10 protein-coding genes and 1 pseudogene are annotated in these 13,809 nt (G+C 46.4%); 7 read left to right on the top strand and 4 right to left on the bottom strand.

The annotated features are described in order from the left end of the window. Positions 1 to 53: 53 nt before the first annotated feature. Complete coding sequence (locus F993_RS08170) at positions 54 to 1,103, bottom strand: AraC family transcriptional regulator (RefSeq protein ID WP_004654964.1); 1,050 nt, start codon at positions 1,101 to 1,103, stop codon at positions 54 to 56. A gap of 110 nt (positions 1,104 to 1,213) precedes the next feature. Here F993_RS08170 and F993_RS08175 point away from each other — a divergent pair, with 110 nt between their 5' ends. The 4 genes from F993_RS08175 (at position 1,214) to F993_RS08190 (ending at position 4,994) form a co-directional block, all read left to right on the top strand. Then, on the top strand, positions 1,214 to 2,017 hold the full coding sequence (locus tag F993_RS08175; RefSeq protein WP_004654963.1) for an SDR family NAD(P)-dependent oxidoreductase: 804 nt from the start codon (positions 1,214 to 1,216) through the stop codon (positions 2,015 to 2,017). Next, entirely contained in the window at positions 2,014 to 2,760 is a 747-nt protein-coding gene (locus tag F993_RS08180; RefSeq protein ID WP_004654961.1) for an acetoacetate decarboxylase family protein, read from the top strand. Before F993_RS08175 ends, F993_RS08180 begins: the two co-directional genes overlap by 4 nt. Positions 2,761 to 2,856: 96 nt before the next feature. After that, the gene (locus F993_RS08185) at positions 2,857 to 4,086 is read left to right on the top strand and encodes an NADH:flavin oxidoreductase/NADH oxidase family protein (protein ID WP_004654959.1); all 1,230 of its coding nucleotides are present in this window, start codon (positions 2,857 to 2,859) and stop codon (positions 4,084 to 4,086) included. 32 nt (positions 4,087 to 4,118) lie between these two features. Continuing rightward, entirely contained in the window at positions 4,119 to 4,994 is an 876-nt protein-coding gene (locus F993_RS08190) for a metal-dependent hydrolase (protein ID WP_004654957.1), read from the top strand. 21 nt (positions 4,995 to 5,015) lie between these two features. On the opposite strand, the gene F993_RS08195 is transcribed toward F993_RS08190, so the two are convergent. Next, positions 5,016 to 5,642 carry a TetR/AcrR family transcriptional regulator gene (locus F993_RS08195; RefSeq protein ID WP_004654956.1) on the bottom strand — a complete coding sequence of 209 codons (627 nt, stop codon included), beginning with the start codon at positions 5,640 to 5,642 and terminating at the stop codon, positions 5,016 to 5,018. Positions 5,643 to 5,769: 127 nt separating this feature from the next. On the opposite strand from F993_RS08195, the pseudogene F993_RS0119740 reads away from it, so the two are divergent. The 3 genes and pseudogenes from F993_RS0119740 to F993_RS08205 all read left to right on the top strand — a co-directional run bounded on the left by F993_RS0119740 (position 5,770) and on the right by F993_RS08205 (position 9,070). Next, positions 5,770 to 6,610: pseudogene (locus F993_RS0119740) on the top strand (SDR family oxidoreductase). Between the two features lie 12 nt (positions 6,611 to 6,622). Continuing rightward, positions 6,623 to 8,110 (top strand): flavin-containing monooxygenase, encoded by a 1,488-nt coding sequence (locus F993_RS08200; protein ID WP_004654951.1) that lies wholly within the window; start codon positions 6,623 to 6,625, stop codon positions 8,108 to 8,110. Between the two features lie 36 nt (positions 8,111 to 8,146). Then, on the top strand, positions 8,147 to 9,070 hold the full coding sequence (locus tag F993_RS08205; RefSeq protein ID WP_004654949.1) for an alpha/beta hydrolase: 924 nt from the start codon (positions 8,147 to 8,149) through the stop codon (positions 9,068 to 9,070). 222 nt (positions 9,071 to 9,292) lie between these two features. Here F993_RS08205 and adeC read toward each other — a convergent pair whose 3' ends face one another. Next, positions 9,293 to 10,726, bottom strand: a complete 1,434-nt coding sequence (gene adeC, locus F993_RS08210; RefSeq protein ID WP_004654946.1) for an AdeC/AdeK/OprM family multidrug efflux complex outer membrane factor — start codon at positions 10,724 to 10,726, stop codon at positions 9,293 to 9,295. Beyond that, positions 10,723 to 13,806: a MexW/MexI family multidrug efflux RND transporter permease subunit gene (locus F993_RS08215; RefSeq protein ID WP_004654944.1), complete on the bottom strand. Its 3,084-nt coding sequence runs from the start codon at positions 13,804 to 13,806 to the stop codon at positions 10,723 to 10,725. The genes adeC and F993_RS08215 overlap by 4 nt, the downstream gene beginning before the upstream one ends. Positions 13,807 to 13,809: the final 3 nt, after the last annotated feature.

Genomic DNA, 13,809 nt, shown 5'->3' with positions numbered 1-13,809 from the left:
TGTTCAAGTCAGGCCGAGATTGATCGACCTGACTTCAATATATGCTGAGCCGTTTAAATCTGGATTTGACGAAACTGACTGGGGGTAAGCCCACTCCATTTTTTAAAGGCGCGGGCAAAGTTGGCCGGTTGTAGATAGCCTAAGTACAGTGCAATATCCTGTACCTCCATCTCTGGATTGAGCAAAAGCTGTTTGGCTTGTTGGTATCTGACCTCGTCTAATAAGCCCAGATAGGAATAACCTGCTTCATCTAACTTTCGTCTTAAGGTTCTGCTTGAAGTATGTAAGCGCTCGGCAACCGTATCTAAGCTTGGATAGCCTTTTTGTGGCGTGAGCTGTAACTCGGTTTTGACTCTGAGTCCAATATCTTGAATGGTCTCGGAAAAGCGGATTTGTTCAGCTTCACATTGGGTCAAAGCTTGTTGGAAAGCCGTTGGATCTGCCATTTTGGTGGCATGATTGAGCACTGAGCTTGGATAGCGCACTTGATTTTGCGCCTGATTAAAGTGGATCGGGGGAAGTTGCGCTTGAAATCTGGCATGATAGGGTGGTTCAGGCCAATCTACCCGCAGTTCAACATCGGCAAAACGATGATCGGTTAAGCTTCGACCTGTTTGAATAATACCAATCATCAAACATTCATAAAAAAAACGTCTTAAGATGTCTGCCTGTTCAGGGTGCTGACTGACCACGGGATGGGTCTGCTGAATTTCAATAATCGACTGCTGGGCTTGTTCATAACAATCAATACGATAATCTTTGAGCCGCATATTGAAAAACTGAGTGGCTAGGCTAATGGCATGGCCCAAGGTCGGGCTACTCATTAGTGCAAAGCCCATGGCACCATGCGCGGTCAGGCGGAGTTTGAGACCATATTCATATCCAAGCCCACAATCCTGAGCCAAACTCAAACTGACCCATGCCAATTTTGACCACTGAATCGGGGTGATACGGGCATCGACTTGATGCAGAAGTGCAGCCGGGATTTTGCTTTGATGCAATATTTCCGATGCAGAACAGCCTTTTTCGACCATGATTTCTAATAATAAATGCGCATAAGAAATCGGGATCGTCGCTTTGGACAAACCATACGGATCTTTCATTTTTTATTTTATGCTGGCCGAAAATGATTAGCAGTATGTCTGAATTACCGCTCACGCTCAAGTTTTAGCTCTTTGATACTAGGGTTATTCCGTAGATTTGAGGATTGATGATGAGCTTAGCGCCCCCTTTAAAGAATTCCCCCGTTGTGATTACTGGCGCATCGTCTGGTATTGGTGAAGCACTGGCAAAACAATTTGCTGCACTTGGCTATTCTTTGATTTTGGTGGCACGACGAGTCGATAAACTTGAGGCTTTGGCGCTGCATTTAGGTCAAAAATATCAAGTAGAGGTACTGCTACGTCCGTGTGATCTCGCGGATCGTGAGGCAAGAACTCAATTCCGTCAAGAACTCGAGCAACTGGATGTCGCGATTTTATGTAATAACGCAGGCTTTGCCACCTTTGGCCGATTGCAGGACTTAGATGCAGATCGTGAACGTGAACAGACCGAGCTAAATGTGGTGGCGGTGCAGGATCTGACATTGGCGGTATTGCCCAACATGATTCAGAAACGACGGGGTGCCATCCTGATAGTGGGTTCTACTTCGGGTCATCAACCGACGCCCGCCAATGCCACTTATGCGGCAAGCAAAGCCTTTGCCAATTCTTTTGCTGAATCACTGCACAGTGAGCTGAGTGGTACTGGGGTGAGTTGCACCTTATTGGCACCGGGTCCCACCATCACTGGTTTTAATGCAGTGGCAGGAATCAGCAAGATAGATGGAATTGGGGGGCGTTTGGTCTGGGTATCGGCAGAACGGGTCGCCAAAGAAACCATTCAAGGCATGGCCTGCAATCGCCGTATTGTGATTCCAGGTTTAATCGCTCAGGTACAAACGCTGGGGGGACGCTACACCCCGCGCATCATTTTATTACCGATATTAAAGCAGGTCTTTTCGAGGTTAAAAGCATGAGACAGTTGATGAATGACCTACGCACGCCCATAGGTCTCGCCAATTTGGGCAATAAGCTCTATCACAATGCCCAATATTTAACTGCGGTGGTTGAAGTCGATGAGAAGCGAATGGCCCGTTGGCTGCCTACTGGAATGAAGCTGACGAAACCAGCCATAGCCGATTTGTTTTGTGCCTATTTCCCTGAAAATGTGTATACCGGCGCTTATCACGAAGCGGGACTATTTGTACATATTCAGGTCGGCAATAAAACAGGCATCTTTTGTCCGTGGATGATTCTGGATGATGATCGCGCCATGATTATCGGCCGTGAGTTGCTGGGTTATCCCAAAAAAATCGGGGAAATCTGTTGGGACAATGATGGTTCACGCATCATCAGCCAAGCATCGCGCCGCGGTACGCTGCTGATTGAAATGGACGCTAAATTGGGAGAGGTGTTACAGGATGCACCGCCCATTTTAGGTTTGCCGCATCGCAATATCACAGGTGGATTGGGGTTGGGTTTACCTCGAGAAGTGCGATTCACGCCGAAAGAGTATGTTGTTGAAGTGCGTCGTGTGGAGATGGAATTACGCTTTAGGGGAACGGTAAATGATCCTTTGCATGAAATGGGCTTGGGTAAAGTGGTGGATGCGCGCTTACATCGGGTGGATTTATCGGGTGGCTTGATTCCGCCAATTCAGATTCCTCGATTACGCACCCCATTATTTTTACTACGCCAATTTAATCCACGGGTTTTATAGCAGATAAATCCTAGATTGAATTAAAGATTTACTTAGAAAAATGAATAAAACAGATGACATCGATCTATATCGATCAGAGTTTGAGGAACAGTAAAAATGAGACAATCAAATGTGAGCCATTCACCCTTACAACAACCATTAGCTTTGGCATGTGGCATCACGATCCCGAACCGAATTGCAAAATCTGCCATGAGTGAACAATTGGCTGATCGACATGGCTCGCCCACCACAGATTTACAGCAACTCTATGCAGCATGGGCCAGAGGGGGTACAGGTTTGTTAATCACTGGCAATGTCATGGTTGACCATCGTGCCTTTGTTGAGCCACGCAATGTAGTGCTGGAAGATGAACAATTCTTGCAAGCGCATAAACTTTGGGCCCAAGCAGCGCAGGCCAATGGCAGTAAGATTATTATGCAAATTAATCATCCGGGTCGGGTTGCGGTATTACCTTTATTTAAAAAGCCAATTGCACCCGCAGCAGTAGGCTTAGATTTACCCGCAATGAATCTGATTCGTGTCCCACGAGCCATGTCTGAAACAGAAATCTTAGAACAAATCCAGCGGTTTGCCAGCACAGCGGCATTGGCGGTGCAGGCAGGCTTTGACGGGGTACAAGTCCATGCAGCACATGGCTATTTGTTATCCCAATTTTTATCGCCTTTGGCCAATATCCGTACCGATCAATGGGGGGGAAACCCAGAAAATCGTCGTCGAATCTTGATTGAAACGGTTCGAGCTGTGCGTCAGGCCATTGGCAAAAATAAAATCCTCAGTGTCAAACTGAATTCTGCCGATTTTCAGAAAGGGGGGCTGAGTCAGGAGGAGTCACTGCACATTGCTTTGGCATTAGCAGCGGAGGGCATAGATTTATTGGAAGTGTCTGGGGGCAATTATGAATCTCCCGCGCAATTGGGCTATGCTCCTGATCGTCAGGTTCAGCGCGATGCTTATTTTCTGGATTATGCCAGCGCATTGCGCCAACAAAGTCAATTGCCACTGATGTTGACCGGTGGGCTACGCGATGTCGAGGTGATGAATCGATTGGTGAGCAATGGCACGGTGGATGTCGTTGGTTTAGCCCGTCCTTTTGCTTTACAGCCTGATCTAGCCAAACAGCTCTTGGCAGGAAAATCAGTTACAGCATCTGCAAAAATTCCTGCAGTTGGCTATAAGCCTATCGATGCTTATTTGCAATTGGCTTGGCACGCAGCTCAATTCCGCCGTATCAGTAGTGGACAGAAGCCAAAAGCAATCAAAGGGCTGATGAGAACACTTGTGGCATTTGGACCACGGATGGGTTTTAACATTTTGACGCAGGATTAATGCTTAAGGTTTTGTTGATACAAGGAGTTCTTATGAAGGGTTTAATCAAGCAGAGTCATCGCATTATTCCTCGACGGCCCGTATTTGATTTTACAGAAACACCGAGCCATTGGATTTATGATGATCCTTTGGCATCGCAGATCCTCAATGTCATCAACCCGATTACCCCTGCACCTGAACGCTGGTTCTGTCAGACCTTTCGAGATGCATTGCCATTGATTCAAGATGAACAATTAAAAGCAGCGGTCATGGCTTTTATTAAACAGGAAGGGGCGCACAGTCATGGACATACCTTGGGCACGCGACATATTGAGGCCTTGGGGATTGATCTGAGTCAATATAGTCAGCTGATGAACTGGATATTTCATGACATGCTGGGGCAGAAGCCATTTGGTTATGAGCTGCGTCACTCTGCTTTGAAATCGACATGGTTACATACCCGTCTTGCCATGGTGGCCGCTGCGGAACACCTCACCGGGGTATTAGGGCATTGGGTACTCAATGCAGACGGTTTACAGCAAGCGCCTGTCGATGAGGAAATGCTACGCTTGTTGCAATGGCATGGTGCTGAAGAGGTGGAGCATCGTGAAGTCGCCGATGCCATGTTTCGACATTTAAGCAATAACATATTACTACGAACCGCAACGGCTGCTGTTACCTTTCCTTTATTTATTGTATTGGCTTATGTGGCTGTGGAAATCTTGGTCGCAAAAGATTCACAATTACCACAGCGTTTTCGCTTTAAAGATTATTTGCGTGCTGCCCGACAAGATCGCGTGCCTCGGGTGAGTTATGTCTTGACTGCTTGCTTACGCTATTTTAATCCCAAACACAGCCCATTACATGAAGGGTCAACAGAACAGGCACTGGCCTATTTAAATCAAATGCCAACGTTTAAGCTGGCATAAATCACAAGCCCAAGTTGAGTTTTAAGCGATGCCTGCCATCATCATTTGAATTGCAGCATCGCTATATTTTTTTAACAGATCAGCATCTTCAGGTGCAGATAGGAACTTAAATGCACCTGCGATAATCATGCCGACAATGGCATGTCCGGTCATTTCAGTATCCAGATCCGCTTTTAAATAACCGCATTTCACACCATTTTTTAAATAATCTGCGGTGAGTAGCCCCCCGAGGTGCAGCAAGTTATGCACTTGTGCGGTCATTTCTTTATCAATCGAGGTCGCTTCAAGCAAAATCAAACGTACTGCACGTGGATTGTCCTTGGCAAATTCCTGAAATTTACTGGAAATCCGTTCGCATTGGATGCGATAAGCCTCAAGTGTGGATACCGCATCTGGTGCATTTTCATCGGCCAATAAGGCGGTGATTTTGAACATGGTATCGACAATGACTTTATCCAGAATGTCTCTTTTATTCTCAAAATGACGATAGAAAGTACCATGACCAATACCCAGTCTTTTGGCAATGTCAGAGATCGCAGTTTGATGATAACCGCGTTCAGAAAATTCCAAAAAAGCAGCTTCAATAATTTCTGCTTGTAATTGAATACGTTGGCGTTCAGCACGCGAGAGAGTTGTTTGATCATTCATACCAAAAATTTTATCAGAACTTTATCGGAAATACGATAAAACAAAATTAACTAAAATTGACACTTCATTCCGTGAATGACATTATGTTCCGGATTGGTGATTTTTTGACTAGTAAAAGGAATTGAACATGGGAAAAAAATACAGTTTTTTAAACAAAGTGGTGTTGATCACAGGCGGAGGGCGAGGGATTGGTTTAGCCACCGCCGTTGCCTTTAGAAAACTCGGCGCCAAAGTGGCAATTGGCGATATTGATCTGGAGCTGGCTCAGCAAGCCGCAACTAAAGTGCAAGGCTTTGGCGGTTATTTGGATGTGCGCTCACAGAACTCATTTCATGACCTCATTGTGCAGATTGAAAAGCAATGGGGTCCCATCGATATCTTGGTCAATAACGCTGGCATTATGCCAATGGGGGCGATGGTCGAGGAAAGCCAAGCCATCACCGATGCGCAAATTGATATCAATTTGCGTGGGGTGATTCATGGCATGAAAGCGGTATTGCCCAAAATGCTGGCGCGACAAACAGGGGCATATCGTCAATGTCGCTTCTCTGGCAGGTAAATATCCGATTCCCGGTGCCAGTATTTATTGTGCGACCAAATTTGCTGTGGTGGGTTTAACCGCATCGATGCAGCAAGAGCTTAGAGACACGCCGATTGGCTTATCGGCAGTATTACCGTCCAAAGTTTTGACTGAATTGTCATCTGGAACGGGGGACAGTTTACCGATTCCGACGGTAGAACCACAAGATGTGGCGAATGCGATTATTCAAGCCGTCGCGCATAATCTGGCTGAAATTGCGGTGCCGAATTATTTAACCCATACCCCGAAAGCCTATGGATTGGTCCCGCATTGGCTGAATACCGGCTTCCGAAAATTGATCGGAGATGACCGTATTTTAAAAGGCTTGGATCAGAATGATCGTAAAGCATATAGCCAACGTTTAAGCCAATTGGCACAGACAAAATAAGGATTACAACTCATGGCGAAGATCGAAAAATTTCATGTGGTGATTATTGGGGCTGGCTTTGCAGGGATTGGAGCCGCCATCAAACTACAACAAGCGGGTTTCACGGATTTTGTGGTCTTGGAAAAAGCCGATGAAATTGGCGGTGTCTGGCGTGCCAACACCTATCCGGGGTGTGCTTGTGATGTGCCATCGGCGTTATATTCCTATTCTTTTGCACCGAATCCACAATGGAGTCGGGTGTTTGCGCAGCAACAAGAAATTAAGACCTACATACAAAATGTTGCACAGCAATTCGATGTGCAAAAGTATGTACGCTTTGGCTATGAAATGCTGGAAAGTGCTTGGGATGACCAGGCCAAGCATTGGGTAGTGAAAACCAATCAAGGTTTCATCCACGCCCATTTTGCAATTATGGCAGGTGGGCCAATGCATCAACCTGTATTGCCTAGGATTAAAGGTTTAGAGACATTTAAAGGGGCCCAGTTCCACTCGGCAGAATGGAATCATGATTTTGACTTAAACGGAAAAAAAGTTGCCGTTGTCGGTGCAGGCGCGTCTGCAATTCAATTTGTACCTGAGCTTCAAGCTCAAGTGGAGAAACTTACTTTACTGCAGCGTACCCCACAATGGGTATTGCCAAAAATGGATCAAAGCCTGCCGAAACTTGCTCAGGCACTGTTTAAAGTGCTTCCCATCACACAGCGTTTAACACGTTATGGCGTTTATGGCGTATTCGAATCCTTAAATTCCAGTATGCATCATCCAAAACTGGTCAGCCAGATTGAACGCTTAGCAAAATTGAATATTCGTTTAGGGGTGAAAGATCCCGAGCTACGAGCAAAACTTCTGCCTGATTTTACCATTGGCTGCAAACGCGTCTTACAATCGAATCAATGGTATCCGGCATTGGCAAAGCCGAATGTCGAGGTGTTGCGCTGTGGAGTAGAAGAAGTACGTGGCAATACTTTGATTGCCAGTGATGGATCGGAGCACGAAGTCGATGCGATTATTTTTGGCACAGGCTTTGAAGTCAGTAATCCACCGATTGCCAAACAGATCCGCAATAAACATGGCAAAAGCATGGACGAAGTATGGCAAGGCAGTGCCCGAGGCTACCTCGGTACAGTGGTCGAAGGTTGCCCGAATGCCTTTGTCATGTTTGGTCCCAATATTGCAGTCAGCTCTTCGGCATTGATTATCATTGAAGCACAATTGGCATATATCTTGGACATGCTGAAAAAAGTACAGGCACAAGAGATTGAAACCGTTGAAATTCGTGCTGAGGTATTGCAGCAATACAATGATGAAATCCAAGCGGCCTTAAAAAATACGGTCTGGAATACCGGTGGATGCAGCAGCTATTTTATTGATCGCAATGGACGTAATAGTACCTTATGGCCGTGGACGACTTTTGAGATGCGTACTCGCTTGGCACAATGTGATCTTAATGATTACCAGCTTGGTTTTACTGAGTCTGAAACGGATAAAAAAGCCAGTTGAATGATGACTCGGTGATGCCATCAACAGGAGTACATGATGCAGCAAAAGATGATTGAAACAGGCGTGAAACTGGGCTTGCGACTGAGTTTTAAGCTGGCCAGTGGTCTGGCTTTACCTTTTCCGATCTTGCGTGGCGCAATGGAGATTGGATCACGCATTTTTAAAGCCAGAGCTGATGTTTGCATTCAGCAGATTAAATTAAGAGATGCACGGGATCAACGTATTGTTCCTGTCGAAGTGGCAATGCCTACGGGTGTGGTGCAAGGGGTATTGTTGCATTGTCATGGTGGTGCATTTTTTGCCGGTTCATCACGAACCCATCGGGCACTGGCTACCGAATTGGCTGCGCGAGCCAAGGTCAACGTGTATATGCTGGATTATCGACGTGCGCCTGAACATCCTTATCCAGCAGCATTGGAGGATGTGAAGTCGGTCTATCAACATTTACTGAGTGATGGCTGGAAACCTGAGCAAATTATTTTGGGCGGAGATTCTGGTGGATGTGCCTTGGCCTTAGCATTTGCGGTGGAATTAAGAGAGGCAGGGCAGATTTTACCTGCTGGGATGATCATGATCTCACCTTATGTGGATATTACTTTGAGTTCAGCATCGGTATTTAAAAATGCCAAACGAGATCCGATGATTCGCGCCTATGCCTTAAAACGGGGTGGGAATGGATATCGCGGACAATTACGATCCAATGATCCACGTATTTCTCCTATTTTTGCTGATTTGAGCGCTCTTCCACCGCTATTGATTCAAGCAGGCAGTGAAGAGATTTTAGTGGATGATGCGATCAATCTGGCTGAACGTGCCCAACAAGCGGGTGTGCAGGTTCATCTGCATGTCTATGAAAATATGTGGCATAACTTTCAGATGTTTAATCGCTTTGTGCAAAAATCTGAACAGGCATTAGATGAGATTGGTGGCTTTATTCAAGCGACATTGGCTAAGACTTAAGCTTCACGTTCTAGACTTTTTAAACGGTTCATTTTAATTTTTAACATTTACATAAATAGTCGATTGATCTTAAAAATTGGCAGTGATCCAATCATAATAAATAAAACATCGGCTTAATTGGTTTATATGCTGCTCTTTTGGTTCTGGTTCTTTGTAAAGCTCATCTTTGCTTGAATGAGGTTTTAATAACAGCAGCAGCCATTCTTAAAACCCCTGTGATGATTATTGTGTTAAGCCTCCGCCCAATACTTTGTAGAGCTCAATCTGATTATTCAGTCGTGCCTGTTCCAGCAATAACAAGCTTTGCTCAGCAGCATAATGAGAACGTTGCGCATCCAAGACACTTAAGTAGCTATCAATCCCTGCACGAAAGCGCGTATTAGACAGTTTATAGTTCCGATCGGTTGCATCGACTAAGCGCCGTTGTGCGCTAATCCGTTCATCCATATAAGCACGTGTGGCAAGGCTGTCATTGACTTCTCTAAAGGCAGATTGAATGGATTTTTCATAATTCGACAGCGCGATTTGCTGCTCGATTTTTGAAATCTTGAGATTGGCCTGACGGGTGCCCCAGTCAAAGATCGGCAGATCCAGACTCGGGCCAATCGACCAGACCGCATGACCTGATTTAAATAGATCACTGAGTTGAGTCGATGCATAACCTGCTGAACCCGTTAAACGAATGCTGGGAAATAAGGCTGCTTTGGCAACCGCAATATTGGCACCTGCTTCGTGCAATTGATATTCAGCCAGTTTGAGATCAGGGCGATGATTCAGTAAATCACTGCTTAAACCTGTGCTTAAAACTACGTTGGTACTGATGTTTTTAACGGGTTGTTGTGGCAAGAGATCTACTGGAAGCTGTTGCCCCACCAACAGATTAAGTAAATTCTGCGCCTGCAGCACCTGCGTTTGATAGTTGGCCGCATCGTGACGTGCAGTTTCGACCGAGATCTGTGCCTGACGCAGAGGAATTTCACTGTCAGTGCCCGCATCGAAACGTTTTTGATTGAGCTGATAGGCATTCAATTGTGTCGCAAGGGTTTGTTGGGCAAGTTTTAACTGTGCATGGGCAAAGGCATAATCCAACCAAGCTTGGCTGACCTGACTAACCAAACTGATTTGCAGGGCATCACGCGCACTTTGGGTCGCCAGATAGCGATCCAGTGCCGCATCTTTCAGATTGCGAACCCGTCCCCAAAAGTCCAGTTCATAAGCCGTCAAACCGAGGCCGACTTGCAAGCTTGAACTGGGATTGTGGGGATCAAGGGGCGGAGAAACTTGGCGAAGCAGCTCTGCACGGCCAGCAATCATCGGGAACTGATCATTGTTCCTAATCTGATAGTATTGCTGTGCGCGCTGAATATTCAGGCTGGCGCTGCGTAAATCACGGTTATGACTGAGGGCTAGTTCAATCACTTGCACTAAACGTGGATCAGCAAGAAACTGCTGATAGCCTTGGGATGCAATGGAACGGCCTTGAGTCGAATGGTCATAACTGTTCGGAATATCAGCACTGACGATAGGAGGTGGTGGTTTAACATTTTGGCAGCCACTGACTGACAAACTCAAAGCTGCCATGATGAGTCCAGTGCTTATCATCGGCTTGTATGAATGATGCTGGGAGCTTTTGGCGAAGACTAGATCGTTATTCATGCTTGAGACTCCATTGCGTCAATTTTCTGTAGTTCCTGTACACGCGCCGAACTTTGGTTATGTTGACGTGCCAGCAGACTATAAATGGTGGGCAATACAAACAGGGTAAAGAAGGTGCCAATCAACATACCGCACACAATCACCAGCCCAAGACCAAAACGGCTATGTGCGCCCGCACCTGTTGCAAACAGTAGTGGAATAAGACCAAACACCATCGCTGCCGTGGTCATTAGAATCGGACGTAAGCGAATTTGCGCTGCTTTAAGGATGGCGGCCTGTTTATTCAGCCCTTCATGTAGTTGTAACTCATTGGCAAATTCAACCATGAGGATGCCATGTTTGCTAATCAGACCGATCAGAGTGACCAGACCAATTTGGGTATAGATATTGACGGTGGCATAACCGAGTGCCAGAGGAATCAAGGCACCACAAATCGATAGGGGCACAGTAATTAAGATAATGAACGGGTCAACCAGACTTTCATATTGCGCGGCCAAGACCAGATAAATCACCACCAATGCTGCCAAAAATGCAAACAACAGGGTATTGCCTTCCTGCATATACTGACGCGCATCGGCTTGCCAGTCATGGCTGAAACCTGTCGGTAACTCAGCCGTGACTTGTTCAAGGAACGCTAAAGCTTGGCCGAGAGAAACACCAGGCGCAGGAATGGCTTGGAAAGTTGCGGCGTTCTGTTGGTTAAACTGCGTGAGTTTATTTGGCTCGACCTGTTCATTCAGACGGACCACAGTAGACAATGGAATCAATGTTCCCTGATCGGTGCGTACAAATTGCTGGGTCAACGCTTGTGGGGTCAGACGCTGGCTTTTGATACTTTGTGGAATAACATCATAAGCGCGGCCTAACATACTAAAACGATTGACATAGTTTTCACCTACGAGGGTCGCCAGTGCTTCGCCGATGTCCTGCATACGGATACCCAAGCTATTGGCTTTGGCACGATCGACTTCAATTTTCAGCATTGGATTATTGAAATCCAGATCACTGTCTACCACCACAAACAAGCCACTCTCACGGGCTTTTTGTTTGATATTTTCCATGGTTTGATAAATGGTGGCGTAGTCTTGCGCACTACGCAGTACCATTTGTACCGGTAAGCCACCTGTCGAACCGGGCAAAGCTGGATTTTGGAATACAAAAATACTGCTACCTTCTACAGCACCGACCTTGGCTTGTAGTTCCTGCTGTAGATCATCGGCAGAGCGAGTACGTTCGGCCCATGTGGATAAGGTGGTGCCACCAAAACTGGCTGCTGGGCCGTCCGTACCATTAATAATCCAAGTGGTGCTGGTTTCAGGTAGGGTCCAGAACACTTTATCCAGCTCATAGTTAAAGTGTTCGGCATAGTTTAAGTTGGCATGCTGTGGTGCCTTAATCGCAGTCAGCACACTGGCTTGGTCTTCCAGTGGTGCTAATTCTTTTTGTGGGAGTTGATACAGAAAAGGTAGGCTGGCAAAAACAGCAACGGCAAAGACCACGGTAATCCAGCGATGCTGCAAGGAAAATTGCAATAGCTTATGGTAAGCGTGGGTTAAACGTTCAAAAAACCATTCAGCAGCTTTGGCCATTCGGCCTTCTTCCTGCTTGGATTGCAGTAGATAAGAACTCATCACAGGGGATAGGGTAAGGGCAATAATGCCTGAGACCAAAACTGCACCTGCCAAGGTCAGTGCAAACTCCTTAAATAATGAACCCGTTAATCCGCCCATAAGACCAATCGGCGCATAGACCGCAGCAAGGGTAATGGTCATGGCGATTACGGGACCTGCCACTTCGCGCGCGCCCACTAATGCCGCAGCGATGGGTGACAAGCCTTCTTCAATATGCCGGTGTACATTCTCCACCACCACAATGGCATCATCCACCACCAGTCCAATGGCCAGTACCATCGCCAATAAGGTCAGTAAGTTAATACTAAAGCCAAAAATCAGCATCAAGCCTAAAGCACCTAGCATTGACAGTGGAATTGTCACCACAGGAATCAAGACACTACGCAGCGAACCAAGACAGAGATAGATCACAGCAATGACAATGATCAGGGCTTCGATAAAGGTATGTAGTACTTCATCAATCGAAGCATCAATAAAGCGTGCCGTTTCATAAGCCAGATTGGCTTTGACACTGGGTGGTAAGGTTTTCTGTATCTCAGGCAATTTATCCTTGATGCCTTGAACAATCACCAGTGGATTACCTGTTGGCGTGGCCTGTAAACCAATAAAAATTGCGGGTTGTCCGTCCATCAAGGCACTGGTTTCGGTAGATGCTGCACCGAGTTCAACCGTGGCGACATCCTGCAAACGAATCAGGTTCTGCCCATTATTGCGAATGACCAGATTTTTAAAGTCCTGAATATTGGTTAGCTCGGTTGACACATTGACATTGGAAACCACCAATTCACCTTTGATTTGGCCGGGCGCGGCTTGGTAGTTGTTTTGACGAATGGCACTGGCGACATCGGCAGCGGTCACACCCCGACTGGCCAAACGATCTGCATCCAGCCAGATTCGCATCGCAAGGCGTTGGCTACCATAGGTTTGAACTTTTGCCACGCCTTCAATGGTGGATAGCATGGGTTCGACTACCCGCGATAGATAGTCGGTTAGCTCAGGCATAGACAGCTGTTCACTGGAAAAGCCGATATAGGCCACGTCGGTCGATTCGCCCGAGGAGCGTTCAATCACAGGATCAAATGCCTGTTCTGGCAGTTTGTAGCGAACTTGATTGACCTTGGCCATGACTTCGGTCAGGGCTTGCGTGGAGTCTCGGTTGAGTTGCATACGCAAGGTGATGACACTGCGGCCTTGTACTGAGGACGAACTGAGATAATCAATGCCTTCAACCGAAGAGACTGCTTGGGCAATTGGTTGCGTGACAAAACCTTGCATCAGTTCAGCCGATGCACCTGGATATTCGGTACTGATACTGATGGTTGAACTTTCTAATAAGGGATACTGGCGAATTGGCAGTTTATTCAGTGAGAATAGACCCGCTAATAAAATCAGGGCGCTGACCACCAATGCCAGCACAGGGCGTTTCACAAAAAGATCGGTAAATTTCATCTG

It is taken from the genome of Acinetobacter proteolyticus (genome assembly GCF_000367945.1).
Classification (GTDB): Bacteria; Pseudomonadota; Gammaproteobacteria; order Pseudomonadales; family Moraxellaceae; genus Acinetobacter; species Acinetobacter proteolyticus.
Note: the sequence above shows the minus strand (reverse complement) of the source record. Positions and strands in the feature narration are given on the sequence as shown.